The 14,817-nt window shown below is 69.2% G+C and carries 11 protein-coding genes; 5 read left to right on the top strand and 6 right to left on the bottom strand.

What is annotated here, in order from left to right:
• Nucleotides 1–138 precede the first annotated feature (138 nt).
• The 4 genes from AC0VYB_RS14765 to AC0VYB_RS14750 form a co-directional block, all read right to left on the bottom strand.
• Nucleotides 139–2,337 (bottom strand): trypsin-like peptidase domain-containing protein, encoded by a 2,199-nt coding sequence (locus tag AC0VYB_RS14765; RefSeq protein WP_101623554.1) that lies wholly within the window; start codon nt 2,335–2,337, stop codon nt 139–141.
• Nucleotides 2,334–4,121, bottom strand: coding sequence for a sensor histidine kinase (locus AC0VYB_RS14760; RefSeq protein ID WP_009376433.1), 1,788 nt, complete (start codon nt 4,119–4,121; stop codon nt 2,334–2,336). The genes AC0VYB_RS14765 and AC0VYB_RS14760 overlap by 4 nt, the downstream gene beginning before the upstream one ends.
• 30 nt (nt 4,122–4,151) lie before the next feature.
• Nucleotides 4,152–4,907 carry a response regulator transcription factor gene (locus AC0VYB_RS14755; protein ID WP_101623555.1) on the bottom strand — a complete coding sequence of 252 codons (756 nt, stop codon included), beginning with the start codon at nt 4,905–4,907 and terminating at the stop codon, nt 4,152–4,154.
• A gap of 355 nt (nt 4,908–5,262) precedes the next feature.
• Nucleotides 5,263–5,865: a CGNR zinc finger domain-containing protein gene (locus tag AC0VYB_RS14750; protein WP_040341326.1), complete on the bottom strand. Its 603-nt coding sequence runs from the start codon at nt 5,863–5,865 to the stop codon at nt 5,263–5,265.
• Between the two features lie 237 nt (nt 5,866–6,102).
• Between AC0VYB_RS14750 and AC0VYB_RS14745 the strand changes: the two genes are divergently transcribed.
• A complete protein-coding gene (locus tag AC0VYB_RS14745; RefSeq protein ID WP_205772101.1) occupies nt 6,103–7,062 on the top strand; it encodes an EamA family transporter in 960 nt (319 codons plus the stop codon).
• 64 nt (nt 7,063–7,126) lie between these two features.
• Nucleotides 7,127–8,806 carry an ABC-F family ATP-binding cassette domain-containing protein gene (locus AC0VYB_RS14740; RefSeq protein WP_101623557.1) on the top strand — a complete coding sequence of 560 codons (1,680 nt, stop codon included), beginning with the start codon at nt 7,127–7,129 and terminating at the stop codon, nt 8,804–8,806.
• Between the two features lie 57 nt (nt 8,807–8,863).
• Here AC0VYB_RS14740 and AC0VYB_RS14735 read toward each other — a convergent pair whose 3' ends face one another.
• Nucleotides 8,864–10,498, bottom strand: a complete 1,635-nt coding sequence (locus AC0VYB_RS14735; protein WP_415711477.1) for a DNA repair helicase XPB — start codon at nt 10,496–10,498, stop codon at nt 8,864–8,866.
• A gap of 32 nt (nt 10,499–10,530) precedes the next feature.
• Nucleotides 10,531–12,723, bottom strand: coding sequence for a helicase-associated domain-containing protein (locus AC0VYB_RS14730; protein ID WP_475384786.1), 2,193 nt, complete (start codon nt 12,721–12,723; stop codon nt 10,531–10,533).
• Between the two features lie 71 nt (nt 12,724–12,794).
• On the opposite strand from AC0VYB_RS14730, the gene AC0VYB_RS14725 reads away from it, so the two are divergent.
• From AC0VYB_RS14725 to AC0VYB_RS14715, 3 genes are all read left to right on the top strand, one after another.
• The gene (locus tag AC0VYB_RS14725) at nt 12,795–13,025 is read left to right on the top strand and encodes a hypothetical protein (RefSeq protein ID WP_009376426.1); all 231 of its coding nucleotides are present in this window, start codon (nt 12,795–12,797) and stop codon (nt 13,023–13,025) included.
• 424 nt (nt 13,026–13,449) lie between these two features.
• A complete protein-coding gene (locus tag AC0VYB_RS14720) occupies nt 13,450–13,830 on the top strand; it encodes a cold-shock protein (RefSeq protein ID WP_063248857.1) in 381 nt (126 codons plus the stop codon).
• Nucleotides 13,830–14,816, top strand: coding sequence for a DUF3027 domain-containing protein (locus AC0VYB_RS14715; protein WP_063248858.1), 987 nt, complete (start codon nt 13,830–13,832; stop codon nt 14,814–14,816). Before AC0VYB_RS14720 ends, AC0VYB_RS14715 begins: the two co-directional genes overlap by 1 nt.
• Nucleotide 14,817: the final 1 nt, after the last annotated feature.

The raw sequence follows: 14,817 nt of genomic DNA, 5'->3' as shown, positions 1-14,817 counted from the left end.
CGGATCTGTCCCCAGGCGCTGGCACACAGGTGATCGCACCCGTCCGCCTCACCCGGTACCCGGCCTCACCCGAGCACCCGACTCACACCCTGGCCGCTCTCCTCAGGGGAGGATGAGCACTCCCTGGAGGATGAGCCCTCACTGGAGGATGAGCGAGACCGAGAGCTTCTGCTCCTGACCTCCGCGGACGATGGTGAACTCGACCGGGGTGTTCACCGGCTGTGCGCGGACGAGGGCCTGGAGCGAGATCGCGCTCGTCACCTTCGTGTCGCCCACTGCGATGACGTCGTCACCGTCCTGGAACCCTGCCTTGGCGGCAGGAGAACCCGGCTCGACGGCCTGCACCTTGGCGCTGGCGCGGGTGATCCCACCGGTGTTGATCTGTCCGTCGGTGAGCCGGACGCCGAGGAACGGGTGCTGAGCCTTGCCGGTGGCGATGAGCTGATCGGCGATCATCACCGCCTGCGAGGCGGGGATGGCGAAGCCGATGCCGATCGACCCCGACTGCTGACCTTCCTCACCCTGGCCGAGCGACGCCGCAGCGGAGTTGACGCCGATGAAGTTGCCGTTGCCGTCGACGAGCGGGCCGCCCGAGTTGCCGGGATTGATCGCCGCGTCCGTCTGGATCGCGTTGGTGATCGTCAGCTCCTTCTGCTGCGAGGACGCGTCATCGCCGATGTTCTCCGTGGTCACGGGTCGGTCGAGGGCCGAGACGATGCCGGTCGTCACCGAGTCGGCGAGTCCCAGCGGATTGCCGAGCGCCATCACCGGATCGCCGACGCTCAGCGCCTTCGAATCGCCGATCGGCAGCGGCTTGACGCCTTCGGGAACCTGGTCGAGCTTGATGATCGCGATGTCGGTCGAGGGATCCCGGCCGACGATCTCGGCCTTCATCGTCGCACCGTTCTTCATCGTCACCGTGAGCTCGCCGCCCGGAGTGTCCGAGGGGGCGACGACGTGGTTGTTCGTGATGACGTGGCCCTGATCGTCGTAGAGGGAGCCCGATCCGAGGGCGACGACGCGACCGTTCGCGGCGGCTTGGATCGAGACGACGCTTTCGGATGCGGACTTCGCGACCTCGGTCCAGTCCGGCGTCTCGATCGTCTGCTCGGCGACCTTCCTCGACTCGGTGCCTTCCTGCATCGCGCTCACCGCATAGCTGCCGCCGAACGCCGCACCCCCGCCGAGGAGGGCGGCGATGAGGGCGATGGCGATCGTCGCGCCCCACCCCGGTCCGCGCTTCTCCCGCCGAGGCTGCTGACCGCCTCCGTACGGACCCTGACCTCCGGAGCCGTAGGAGTCGGTGGCGTAGGGGCTGGCGCCCGCCGAGGCATACTGGCTCTGCCCGGAGGCGCCGTACTGGCCCTGACCACTCGTGTCGTACTGGCCGCCCGAGCCGTAGGACCCGGTCGATGATCCGTACTGACCGGAGCCGGCGGATCCGTACTGGGCTGAGCCGGTGGATCCGTACTGACCGGCTGCGGCGCCCGGCTGACCGGAGGCTCCGGCACCGGGGTAGCCGCTGGACGATCCCGGCTGGGAGCCGTGGGGACCAGGCGCTCCGTATGCGGCTGAGTCCTGCTGACCGGTGGCGCCGGAGCCCTGGTGTCCGGCCGCGTAGCCGGCGGCGGCACCGAAGCCCGCAGCTGCTGCGCCGCCCGAAACATTCGACGACTGACCCGGGGCGATCGATGACTGACCCGGTGCGTTCGACGACCGGCCCTGGGAGTCCGACGGGGTGCCGGGGGAGGGGTGTCCGCCGGTGGCGCTGCCCTGCGCGCTCGAGTCGTAGCCGCGCGATTGACCGTAGCCCGACTGGCTGGTGTTGCCCGACTGACCGTGGCCGCCGGTCTGACCGTAGCCGCTGGACGGGTTGTGCGTGCCACCCTGATTCGATCCGTACGTGCCGCCCTGACCGGTGGAGGCACCGCTGCCCCGGCCGTTGCCGTCCACAGGGTTCTGAACATAGGTCGGCTGGACGCGGGTCCGGTCGTCTCCACCCGAGGCGCCGAAACCGGTCGTCGCCGGGTAGCTGCGGGTCGACTCATCGGATCGAGGGCCCGCCTGTCCGGAACCCTGGCCGTAGCCGGAGCTCGACGACCCCGACCCCTGACCCGACTGGCCCTGGGTCGGCTGGCCTGAGCCCTGGCCCGGCTGGGACGTGTCGGGTCCCGACGGATAGGAGTCCCGCCTCGGCGAGGTCGAGTCCGACCGGTCGGCAACCGAATCGCTGGGGAAGGTGCGGGGGACCTCGGAGGAGCGACGAGGGAACGTGCGGTAGTCGTCGTCTCCGTGCCTGCCCCGGTTCCGGGGAGTGTTACCGTCGTTGCTGCTCATCGCTCGTCCTTTCGCGCGTCTGGAGCACTGTCTTCGTTCTCTGGTATCGGCAGGTCGACGCGGAAGGTCGCGCCGCCCCCTGGCGTTTCGTGGACGGAGATGACTCCGTGATGGTTCTCGACGATCGCCTTGACGATCGAGAGACCGAGCCCCGATCCGCCGGTGTCCCGGGTGCGGGAGACGTCGAGGCGGTAGAACCGCTCGAAGATCCGCGGGACCATCTCCGGATCGATGCCCTCGCCGTGGTCGCGGACCTCGAAGCGGACCCGACCGTTGGGGAACCCCCGCAGGGAATCGTCGACGGCCAGGGTTCCTGCGGCCGTGACGTTGGGGACGATCCCCGCCGGTTCCTGCGCGTCGGCCGCATCGGCACCGCTCGAGTCGCCTCGGCGGAAGATGCGGACTCCACCGGTGACGAAACCGCGCTCACGGGACTTCTCCTTCGCCCCCGGCTTGCCCGAGTCGTCCCCGCCGCCGTTGGACCTGCGCTCAGCGTCATCCGGCAGACCGACGACGCCGACGGCGAATTCGATCGCCGCCTGCTCGGGCGTGTGCCGCACGGCGTTGCCGGCGAGGTTGACGATGACCTGGCGAATCTTCGACTCCGAGCCGCGGATAAGCGGCACCGGCTGCGCATCGGATCCGTCGAGTCCGATGAAGCTGATGTCCCGGTCCGGGGCCTGGGCTGCGGCGTCGGCGGCGGCGTCGCGGACGACCTTGAACAGGTCGATCGGTCCGATCTCCGCCGGTCGCTGCTCGTCGAGGCGGGCAAGGACGACGAGGTCGTCGACGAGCACGCCCATCCGCTTCGCCTCCGACTCCATCCGCTCCATGGCCTGGCCGATGTCCTCAGGCTTCGTGATCGCGCCCTGCCGGTAGAGCTCGGCGTACCCGCGGATCGTCACGAGCGGGGTGCGCAGCTCGTGCGAGGCGTCGGAGACGAACTGCCGGATCCGCTTCTCCGAGCGGGTCTGGCCGTCGAACGAATCCTCGATCCGTCCGAGCATGGTGTTGAGCGCTGCCGAGAGCCGGCCGAGCTCCGTGTTGCGGGGGAAGGTCGGCACGCGCTGGCTGAGATCGCCGCCGGCGATCCGGGACGCGGTCTTCTCGATGTCACGCAGCGGGCGGAAGGTGTTGTTGATCGCCCAGTACCCGATGCCGGCGACCATCGCGAGCGCGAGCAGGCCGATGCCGATCATCGTGTTCCGGGCGCGCTCGTTGATGTTGTCGATCTCGCGATCGAAGGGGACCGCGATCGTCACGAGTACCTGAGTGTTCTGCACCTTCATCGCCCGTGCCCGCCACTGCGAGTTCGTTCCGGCGACCGTGAACGGCTCACCGGCCTTCTCGTAGACGTCGGCCTCGGTGACCTTGGGAAGGATCGGGTGGTTCTTCGGCGACGGGGCGACCGGGTCGCTGATCGGGTTGCCCTTGGTGTCGAAGAACTGGACGTAGAACCCGCCCGGGAGCAGATCCTTGAGCTGGCGCCACGAATCCGAGTCGATCGTCGTCGGCGCCGAGGTCCCGCCCTTGCCGTCCTCCGTCGACTGCAGCTGCGCCGGCTGGAACACGTCCTGGTACGCCTGCTTCGCCAGCGTCTCCGAGGCGCTGATGAGACGTTCATCAGTGCGTTCGATGAGACTGTCGCGGAGGTTCTCCAGCACCCACGCGCTCGTCCCGGAGAGGACGAGGAGCATGAGGAGCATCATGATGCCGAGGAGTTTGGTGGTCAGAGACCACTCCTCCCAGAAGCTCGGTCGGGAGGGACGGGATTGTTGTGCCACGTGAGTAATCTAGCGCCCGCGCTTGGGGGACTACTTGGATTCCGGTGTGCGCAGCATGTAACCGACACCGCGCTTGGTCTGAATCATCGGCGTCCACTCCATTTCCACAGGGTGTCCTGCGGCGTCGGTCTCCGGGGTGACATCGATCTTGCGTCGGAGGTAGGAGATGTAGGACTCGACGATGCCCGTGTCGCCGCCGAAGTCGTACTCCCAGACGTGATCGAGGATCTGCGACTTCGAGAGCACGCGGTTGGCGTTGAGCATGAGGTAGCGCAGCAGTTTGAACTCGGTGGGGGAGAGGTCGATGAGGATTCCCGAACGGCGCACCTCATGGGTGTCGTCGTCGAGTTCGAGATCGCCAGCCACGATGACGGCGTTCTCCTCCTCCTCGAGGCTGCGGGTGCGGCGGAGCACCGCGCGGATGCGGGCGACGACCTCTTCGAGGCTGAAGGGCTTCGTCACGTAGTCGTCACCGCCGACGGTCAGCCCCGTGATCTTGTCCGAGGTGTCGTCGCGGGCGGTGAGGAAGACGACGGGAGCGTTCATGCCGATCTGGCGCAGGCGCCGGGTAACGGTGAACCCGTCCATGTCGGGCAGCATGACGTCGAGGACGAGGAGGTCGGGGTTGGTCTGCTCGGCCAGTCGCAGGGCCTCGGCTCCGTTGGCGGCGGAGACGACGTCGAAGCCGGCGAAGCGCAGGCTCGTCGAGAGGAGTTCGCGGATGTTGGGCTCATCGTCGACAACGAGGAGGGTCGCTTCGATGTCGGTGTCATTCTGTGTGCTCATGCGTCCAGTGTGGAGAGCGACCCTGAGAGTCAAGTGAATGTCAGCTGAACGCGAATGTGACCTCGGTCACTGAAAAATTCCCAGGAAAGTCGATTCGGGTCCGATTCGGCTCTCAGGCTCTCAGGAACGGGAAGTTGAATTGCGGGAAAATTTAGTGTCCACACAACTTGCGCTCAGTAATGGGCGCGGCATCGCGGGTTCTGTGTCCGCCTCCGCCGTGAGTCGTTCAGCCCGGGCCCTGTGCGGCAAGCCCGGTTGTCCCAGGATCAGCTCCCGCAGGCGCTGCCGCCCCGAGCTCGACCGCCGTAGGCACTGCAGCCCCGGGCCCTCCTGTCGGCGCGGTGACGGACGGTCGTCAGCCGTTCGCGTGCTCGGCGTCGCTCTGCCTGGCACGGAAGGCCGCGACGTGGGTGCGGTTCGCGCAGTTGCCGGTGTCGCAGAAGCGCTTCGAGCGGTTGCGGCTGAGGTCGGCGAGGTAGGCCCGGCAGTCTTCGGCCGCGCAGCGGCCGAGCCGGTCGAGGTCGCCGGAGCGGATGAGGTCGATGAGGACGAGCGCGACGTCGGCGGCGACCCGATCGGCGAGGCTCGCACTCGAGCCGACCGCGTGGAGGTGCCAGTCCCAGTCGTCGTGGCGGACGAGCTGCGGCAGGGCGTCGGTCTCGCGCAGGGTGAGGTTGACCTCGGCGACGATGCGCTCTTCGAGCGCCTCGCGGTCGCTGTCGACCTCTGGGTCGAGTCCGGCCGCAAAGGCGGCATCGAACCGGTCGCGCAGTCGCCGGGTCTCCTCGACGTCGCTCTTCGTCGCCCGCAGCGGTCCCGAGAAGTCGTGTCGGGAGGCGAAGTCGTGGAGGTTCGCCGTCGTCGTCAGCTCATCGCCCGCCTCGGCGATGGTCCCTGCTGTGTTGAGGAGGTCGACGAGCATCGTGAGGTTCGAGCGGATGTCGTAGGCAAAAGTCATGATGGTGACCATTGTGCCACAGCCTGTAAGGAGCAAAATGCACTTGACTCATTTCATTCGGCTGCGGAATACTGGCAGCACAGGGGCTCGCACTCACCGCTGAATGCGCCCCTGACCCGCAGTGACGCCCGTCACGGCGGGACAGTCCGGCACGTCGGAACGGTCAGTCGCAGTTGACGATCCGTTGCGACGGAACGGTCAGCCGCCTCGGCGAACACACACTTCAGGAGGTCAGGAATGAGTCGCACAGTGATTCTGGGGTTCGTCCTCACTCTCGCCTCGGCGTTCTTCTTCGCGGTCTCGGGACCGATCGCGAAGACGATGTACGCGGTCGGGTGGACGCCCGGAGCCGTCGTGCTCATCCGCCTCGTCGGCGCCGCCCTGCTCCTCCTCGTCCCCAGCCTCATCGCGCTGCGCGGACGCTGGGCGGAGGTGCGCAGCAGCTGGCGCACCGTCCTCATCTACGGACTCGTCTCGATGGCCGGGGTGCAGGGCTTCTACTTCGTCGCCGTCGAGCACCTCACCGTCGCCGTCGCCCTGCTGCTCGAGATGACCGCGCCGATGCTCATCGTCTTCTGGATCTGGGCGCGCACCCGCACCCGCCCGGCGACCGTGACGTTCATCGGAGTCGTCATCTCGATGATCGGCCTCCTCCTCGTCCTCAACCTCCGCGGCGCCTCGATCAGCATCCTCGGAGTCGTCATGGCGCTCGCCGCCGCGGTCTGCCTCGCCTCGTACTTCCTCGTCTCGGCCAAGGACACGATCACCGTGCCGCCGGTTGCGCTGACCGGGCTCGGTATGGGCGTGGGTGCCCTCGTCATGGGCGTCGTCGTCCTCATCGGCGTCATGCCCTGGGGTGCGACGGTCCACGACGTCGACTTCGGCGGCGTCCAGGCCTCGTGGGTGCTGCCGATGGCGCTCATCGTCCTCTTCACCGCCGGGGCCTACATCACCGGCATCCTCGGCCTGCGCTACATCGGCGCGACCGTCGGGGCCTTCGTCAACCTCATCGAGGTCCCGTTCTCCGTCGCAGTCGCGTGGCTCCTCCTCGCCGAGATGCCCGCCCCGATCCAGCTCTTCGGCGGCGTGTTCATCCTCGGCGGCGTCGTCTTCATCAAATGGGGCGAATCCCGGCTGGCCCGCCGGGTCCGCAGCCGTGAGGTCGTCGCCCGCTCGGAGGCCTTCGCCGAGGTGTGAGGCGATTCCGCGTCGACCTCAGCGCCCGGAAGGTGGCTGAGACCGCAGCTGATAGCTTGAGGGCATGGGCCACATCGAAGTCAGCGACGTCTCGTTCACCCTGGCCGACGGCCGTCCCCTGCTCTCGGGAGTGAACTTCCGCCTCGGCGACGGGGCGAAGGCCGCTCTCATCGGTGCCAACGGCGCGGGGAAGACGACGCTGCTGCGGATCCTCACCGGTGAGCTCGTCCCGGAGTCCGGGTCGGTCTCCCGGACCGGATCCGTCGGTCTCATGCGCCAGTTCATCACCGCTGACACCGTCGCCGAGGCGCTCGAGGAGTTGGCGCCGAAGCGGATCCGCACAGCGGCGGCCGTCGTCCGCCGGGCCGAGCAGCGGCTGCTCGGACCCGACGGAGAGACCACCGAGGTGCAGATGGCCTACGCGAACGCCCTGAGCGAATGGGCGGACGCCGGCGGCTACGACGCCGAGGTCCTCTGGGACACGTGCACCACCTCGGCGCTCGGGGTCCCGTTCGAGAAGTGCCGCGACCGCGCCGTCTCGACACTGTCGGGCGGGGAGCAGAAGAAGCTCGTCCTCGAGGCGCTGCTGCGCGGAACCGACGAGGTCCTCATCCTCGATGAGCCCGACAACTTCCTCGACGTGCCGGGCAAACGGTGGCTCGAGGCCCAGCTGCGGGAGACCGACAAGAGCGTCCTCTTCGTCTCCCACGATAGGGAGCTGCTCGCACAGGCGGCAACGGAGATCATCACGCTCGAACTCTCCGCGGCAGGGAATTCCGCATGGATCCATCCCGGCGGGTTCGGCACCTACCACGAGGCGCGCGCCGCCCGCTTCGAACGGCTCGAGGAGCTGCGCAGACGCTGGGACGAAGAGCACGCGAAGCTGCGCGCCCTCGTCCAGATGTACAAGCAGAAAGCCGCCTACAACTCGGACATGACCTCACGGTACCGGGCCGCGCAGACACGGCTCGAGCGCTTCGAAACCGCGGGGCCGCCCGAGGCGATCCCGCGCGAGCAGAACCTCGGCATCCGCCTCGGCGGGGGACGGACCGGCAAGATCGCGATCGTCGCCGACGGTCTTGAGCTCACCGGCCTCATGCTGCCCTTCGACCTCGAGGTCCACTACGGGGACCGGGTCGCGGTGCTCGGGTCGAACGGGTCGGGGAAGTCCCACTTCCTCCGCCTTCTCGCCGCCGGCGGCACCGACCCCGAGGCCGAGCACCGGCCGGTCAGCGACATCGACATCCCCGCCGTCGACCACGAGGGGCGGGTGCGGCTCGGTGCGAGGGTGCGCCCGGGGTGGTTCGCGCAGACGCACGGCCGGCCCGACCTGAGTGGGCGCAGCCTGCTTGAGATCCTTCACCGCGGCGATGAGCACCGCAGCGGTCTGCCGCGTGAACCCGCGTCGCGGGCGCTCGCCCGCTACGAGCTCGCTGGGGCGGCCGAGCAGACCTTCGACTCGCTCTCCGGCGGGCAGCAGGCGAGGTTCCAGATCCTCCTCCTCGAACTCGCCGGGGCCACCCTGCTCCTCCTCGACGAGCCGACGGACAACCTCGACCTCGTCTCCGCCGAGGCGCTCCAGGATGCACTCGCCGCCTTCGACGGGACGGTGCTCGCCGTCACCCACGACCGCTGGTTCGCTCGGGACTTCGACCGGTTCCTCGTCTTCGGCTCCGACGGCGAGGTCTACGAGTCGAGCGAGCCGGTCTGGGATGAGGGCTGCGTCGTCCGCGCCCGCGGGTGAGGTCCCATGCCCGCGGGTGAGATCCCCGCGTCACCGGGTGAAACCGCAGCGCGAGGGCTAGCGGACTTCGATGTCGTAGCTGTAGCCCTGCTCGGTGAGGAACCGGCGGCGTTGGGCGGCGAAGTGCTCGTCGACGGTGTCGGCGGCGACGACGGTGTAGAACGTCGCCGAGCCGGCATCCTCCTTCGGGCGGAGGATGCGGCCGAGCCTCTGCGCCTCCTCCTGCCGTGACCCGAACGCCCCGGAGACCTGGATCGCCACCGAGGCGGCGGGCAGGTCGACGGAGAAGTTCGCGACCTTGGAGACGACGAGGACGCGGATGGCGCCGGAGCGGAAGTCGCGGAAGAGCTGCTGGCGCTGCGACTCCGTGGTCTGGCCGGTGAGCACGGGCGCGTCGAGCTCCGCACCGATCTCCTCGAGCTGGTCGAGGTACTGCCCGATGACGAGGATCTGCGCGTCCGGGTGCTCGGCGACGAGGCTGCGGACGATCGGCAGCTTCGCATCCGAAGTCGCGGCCAACCGGTAGCGGTCCTCCCCGTCGGCGCGGGCGTACGCCGTCCGGGTGCCCCCGTCGAGGCGCACCCGGACCTCATGGCAGGCGGCGGTGGCGATGAAACCGAGACGTTCGAGCTCCTTCCACGGCACCTCGTACTGCTTCGGCCCGATGAGGGAGAACACCTCGTCCTCCCGGCCGTCCTCGCGCACGAGGGTCGCCGTCAGCCCCAGCCTCCGCCTCGCCTGCAGGGACGCGGTGAGCCGGAAGATCGGGGCCGGAAGGAGGTGGACCTCGTCATAGATGACGAGCCCCCAGTCTTTCGCGTCGAGGAGTTCGAGATGGAGATACGAGCCCTTCCGCCGCGTTGTGAGCACCTGGTAGGTGGCGATCGTGATCGGTCGGATCTCCTTGACCGAGCCCGAGTATTCGCCGATCTCGTCCTCGGTCAGGGTGGTGCGCGCGAGGATCTCATCCTTCCACTGCTTCGCCGAGACCGAGTTCGTCACGAGGATGAGCGTCGTCGTCTGCACCCGCGACATCGTCGCGACCCCGACGACGGTCTTGCCCGCCCCGCAGGGGAGGACGACGACCCCGGACTCCCCGGCCAGCGACTGGTCGATCGCCTCGCGCTGGTAGTCGCGCAGATGCCACTGCCCGCCGTGGGCGTCGTCGCTGAGCACGATGTCGTGGGCTTCGCCGTCGACGTAGCCGGCATGGTCGGAGACCGGGTGCCCGAGCTGGAGGAGCGCATGCTTGAGCTCCCCGCGCTCGGAGGGGTGGACGAGGACGGATTCGGCATCGAGGCGCCTGCCGAACTTGCCGACGAGGTCGGGCTGGCCGACGAGCCGGTCGAGCAGCTCGGTCTCCGTCGACGTCAGGGTGAGCCCGTGGAGGGGGTGGTCGATGAGCGTGAGCACCCCGAACCGGTCCATGATGTCGACGATGTCGACGAGCAGCTCGTGGGGCACCGGGTACTTCGCGAACTCGAGGAGGACGTCGACGACCGACTCCGCGTCATGCCCGCTCGCGCGTGCGTTCCACAGTCCCAGCGGGGTGATCGTGTACGTGTGGATGTACTCCGGGGTGCGCGCGAGCTGCGCGAACGGGGCGATCGCCACGGCCGCCTCGACGGCCAGGGGATGGCCAGATTCGAGGAGCACGGTCCGGTCGGATTGGACGATGAGGGGTCCGTTCATTCACTTCCTTCGCCGAGGTGACAACGAGGTGGTCAACGCCCGCGCGGTCCCGATTGTTCCCCGGCCCCGTCCGCGTCGTCGGGGCCGCCCGTGTCGTCGGTACCGGCTGTGCCGTCGGCTCCGTCCGCCGGTGCCTGCGCTGCCGGGTCCGGCACCGGATCGACGCTGACGATGCGCGCGATCGACAGCGACGCCTCGGCGCCGGTCGTGACCACGGTCCCGCGCACCCGACCCCCGTTGACCGTCGTCGGCTGCATCCGCACCACCCGTTCGTTCCCGTGGGAATCGGCGAGCCGGATCGTCACGAGCGATTTCGTCGCCGCAGCCTCCCGCAGTCGGTCGAGGTGTCCGAGCGGTTCGTCGCTGGCGCTGCGTGTGCTCGCCGCGCCGGCCGGAGAGCGGAGGATCCGCAGATACTCGCCGAGGCGCTCGTCGCTCACCCGAGCCCGCCTCCTCGTCGTCACCTCGGGTTCGGTCTGCGTGATCACCGTCCGGCGGCGCGCGGGACCGGCGGGGGAGTGGAGGAGCGCATGGTGGTCCCCGGATTCGAGGAGGTGCATGGTCCGTTCGGGACCGAGCTGGCTGATCGCCACGGTCGGGGCCAGCCGTTCGAGGTTCGCGGGCACCATGATCTGGTCGGCGAGGATGACGTCGAGGTCGACGGGGTCGTCGACGACGAGGACGGCGCGGGCGCCTGCGACGCGGACGCGGCGCAGCTTCGCCGCCGTGTTGGTGACAAGGAACTCGAGCGTCGAGGGCAGCTCCTCGGCACTGATCTCCCGCAGCTGGGAGAGCACCTCGGCTGAGTCGATGCCCGTCTGCATGCTCGCCTCGACCGTGTCCGCATCGATCCGGTAGACGGTGCCCTGACCGCGGGCCTCGACGACGGCGAAGCGGCGGAGGATGTGGTGGACCCGCGGGTCGATGGGTCCTGTCGCCACGGCCGTGAGATCGGATTGGATGAGCACGGTCTCGACCTCGGGGACGAGACCGTCTCGGACCTCGGCGGTGACCTCGGCGGGCACCGCCAGTGCGGCCACGCTCAGACCCAGGGGAGCGATGGAGGGGTCACGGCGGGCCTCAGCGGCCATCGCCCGCTCGAGGCCGGCGGCGAGCATCGACCCGAACCGGCTCGGTCCGAAGTGGTTCGGCTGCTGGAGCGGGGTCGTCGCGAGACCGAGCATGACCGTCGTCCGCAGGACCTCCTCGGTGATCGCCGCCTCGTGGGCGGGTAGGAGGGGATGGGTGCGGAGCACCTCCCGGTGGATCCAGGCCGCCGAGCGCGAGGAGCCGAGGCCGATGCCGTGGAGGACGGAGAGCACCGTGGACCGCAGCAGCGGCATCGTCGGCACGGATTGGGCGAAGCCCTTGAACAGGGACCTCTTCGGCGTCGCGAGCACGGTGAGGCGTTCGTTCGCACTCGCCCCGGCGACGAGCTGGGTGACCTCCTGGGATTCGCGCAGCCAGGCGGTGACGAGTGCCGCCCACGTATCGGCGCGGTCGCCGGAGAGGACCTCGCGTGCTGTGTCGCTCGCCGTCCACTGCGGGTCGAGCGGGTCGTCGAGGACGCCGATGAGTCCGAGCGCCTTCGCCGCGAGCAGCAGGGTGATCGTGTGGGTGCTCTCGAGCTCGAGGCTGCGGGCGAGCCGACCGACGTCGCGCTTCGAGATGCCGCCGCTGGTCAGCCGGGACACCGGTGCGGAGTCGAGATCATCGACGAGCCCGCGCAGGGAGGAGATCACCTCGGCGACGGCGGCCTGTTCGCTGTTGTGGATAAGCGCCTGCGGGATCGCGGTCTCAGACTCATCGATCGCCGCCTCGGCGAAGGTCTGCCACGGGCGGGGCCGGGCGGCTTCGGCTGCCGACGTCGGCAGCAGGGTGATCGCCTCGGACTGGATCCTCCAGGAGCCCGGCGTCGACGTCGGCCACGCGAGACCGAGGTCGCGCAGGCGGATGAGCTCCACCTCGGCGGGGGAGGGCGTGAGGGAGCCGATGTCGATGTCGGGACTCGTGCGGGCCGCGGTGGCGAGGTCGATGAGGAGGTCGAGCTCGGCAGCGCTGAGCGCCTCGATGCCGCGGGAGACCCCGATGCGCGAGGACGCGGCCGCGGCCAGCGCCCCGATCGTCGGCGACTCGGGCTGGAGCAGGTCCCGGCGGCTCCGGGCGAAGGACTCGAAGTCCGCATCGGAGCTGTGGGCGAGCCAGGCGCTGAAGGTCGTTGACATCGCCGTTCAGTGTATCCCCAGGGGTATGATGGTGGGGTCAGGAAAGCACATTCCCTCGGGAGGGACGAGCATTGTCAGCCAAGCGTGTCGACACGGCCATCGTCGTCGTGGCCGTCGCAGCAGCCGTCATCGGAGCCGCCGCACTCCTCGGCGTTCTGGGTCAGGCGTGGATGGGGTACACCCCCTCGCATCTGCTGACATACCTGCCGATGATCCTCCTCCCGGTCGCCTTCGCCCTCGCCGCCGCGGCCGTGATCCGCGCGGTGCTGCGACGCCGGCAGACCGCGGCGGGTCCGAGCTGAGCGGACCGCGCCGAGACCGGGGCCGCACCGACTCTCGGTGACGCTCGCCCTGCCGGCCGGACCCCCGCGCGGGGCCGACTGAGTGCGCCCCACAGGAACCGGCGCCGGGCCCGCACGCGGGCCGCTGGGAACCGCGGAACGTCGGAGGGATCCGGTCCCGGGCCGGACGTCCGGCCGGGATGCGGGGAGAAGGCGGCACCTCCTCGGCGAGGATCCACGGGGACGACGCGGATCGAGGACCGGATCGGCGGGAAGACGGGGAACCGCCTCGGCGAGATGGGAACCCTCTCGACACACGATCACACGACGACCATCGTCGGGTCCGCCCGGCACGAGAACAGGACTCCGGAACCGGAGACCACAGACACAGAGCACGACAGACACACTGCACGACAGACAGACTGCACCAGTACGAAAGGACACCATGCCAACCGGACGCGTGAAATGGTTCGACGCCGACAAGGGCTACGGCTTCGTCGTCGCCGAAGACGGCTCCCAGGCCTTCCTCCACTCCTCCGTCCTGCCCGAGGGCGCGGACGTCACCAAGGGCACCCGCCTCGAGTACGACGTCGTCGACTCCCGCCGCGGTGCGCAGGTCCTCAAGGCCCGGGTGCTCACGGCACCGGCGAAGGTCCCGAAGGCTCGGCGGCGCTCGACCGAGGACATGGCGGTTATGGTGGAAGACGTCATCAAGGTCCTCGATGACCTGGGCAACGGTCTGCAGCACGGCCGCTACCCCGACCGTGACCACGGGAACAAGGTCGCCTCGCTGCTGCGGGCGATCGCCGACGATTTGGAGTCATGATGTCCTCTCTCTTCACGAGGTGGCTGACCGATCTGCGGTCGCAGTCGGCCGCCGAGCCGGCGCCGGCGTCGGATGTCGCCGAGGCAGCTGGGTCGGGCACGGCTGGGGCCGAGGTCGCGGTTGGCTCGGGCACGGCTGGCTCGGTCATGGCTGGCTCGGGCACGGCTGAGGCCGAGGTCGCGGCACCCTCTGGGGCCGGAGCGCCGAGCGCTCCTGCGCAGAAGCCTGCGCGCACGGTCGTCCTCGACGCACAGCTGGCCGCGGCGATCGACGTCGCCCGCTCGGCCATCGCCGAGGTGGCCGGCAGTGCCGTCATCGGTGAGCACCTCGGCGCCACTGCCGAGGGCACCAGGCTCGTCACCCACCACTTCGTGTGCACGGACCCGAGCTACCGGGGCTGGCGCTGGGTCGCCGTCCTCGCCCGGGCTCCGCGGTCGAAGAAGGTCACCGTCTGCGAGACGGCGCTGCTGCCGGGTCCCGACGCTCTCGTCGCCCCCGAATGGGTGCCGTGGGATCAGCGGCTCGAACCCGGGGACCTCACGCCCCGGGACACCCTGCCGAAGCTCGACAACGACCCCAACCTGCAGCCCGGCTACCAGCAGACCGAGGACAACTCGGCGGAGAACATCGACCAGATCGCCAACTACGAGTTCGGCATCGGCCGTGAACGGGTCCTCTCACCCGAGGGACTCAACGCCGCTGCGCAGCGGTGGGCGGACTCCGAGGCGGGGGCCGACGGCGAATTCGCCGCCCGCGCCTCTGCGCACTGCGGCAGCTGCGGCTACCTCATGCCGATCGCCGGTTCGATGCGGGAGAGCTTCGGGGTCTGTGCGAACGCATGGTCGCCCTTCGACGGTCGCGTGGTCCAACTCGACTCCGGGTGCGGGGCGCATTCAGAGACGGACGTGAGACGTCCCGACACGAGCCCCGCCGAGGCGGTCGTCGACGACTACGCCCGCGGCGAACTCGAGCTCCAGGAGGGCTGAA

Source organism: Brevibacterium sp. Z349TD_9 (assembly GCF_056173565.1).
Note: the sequence above shows the minus strand (reverse complement) of the source record. Positions and strands in the feature narration are given on the sequence as shown.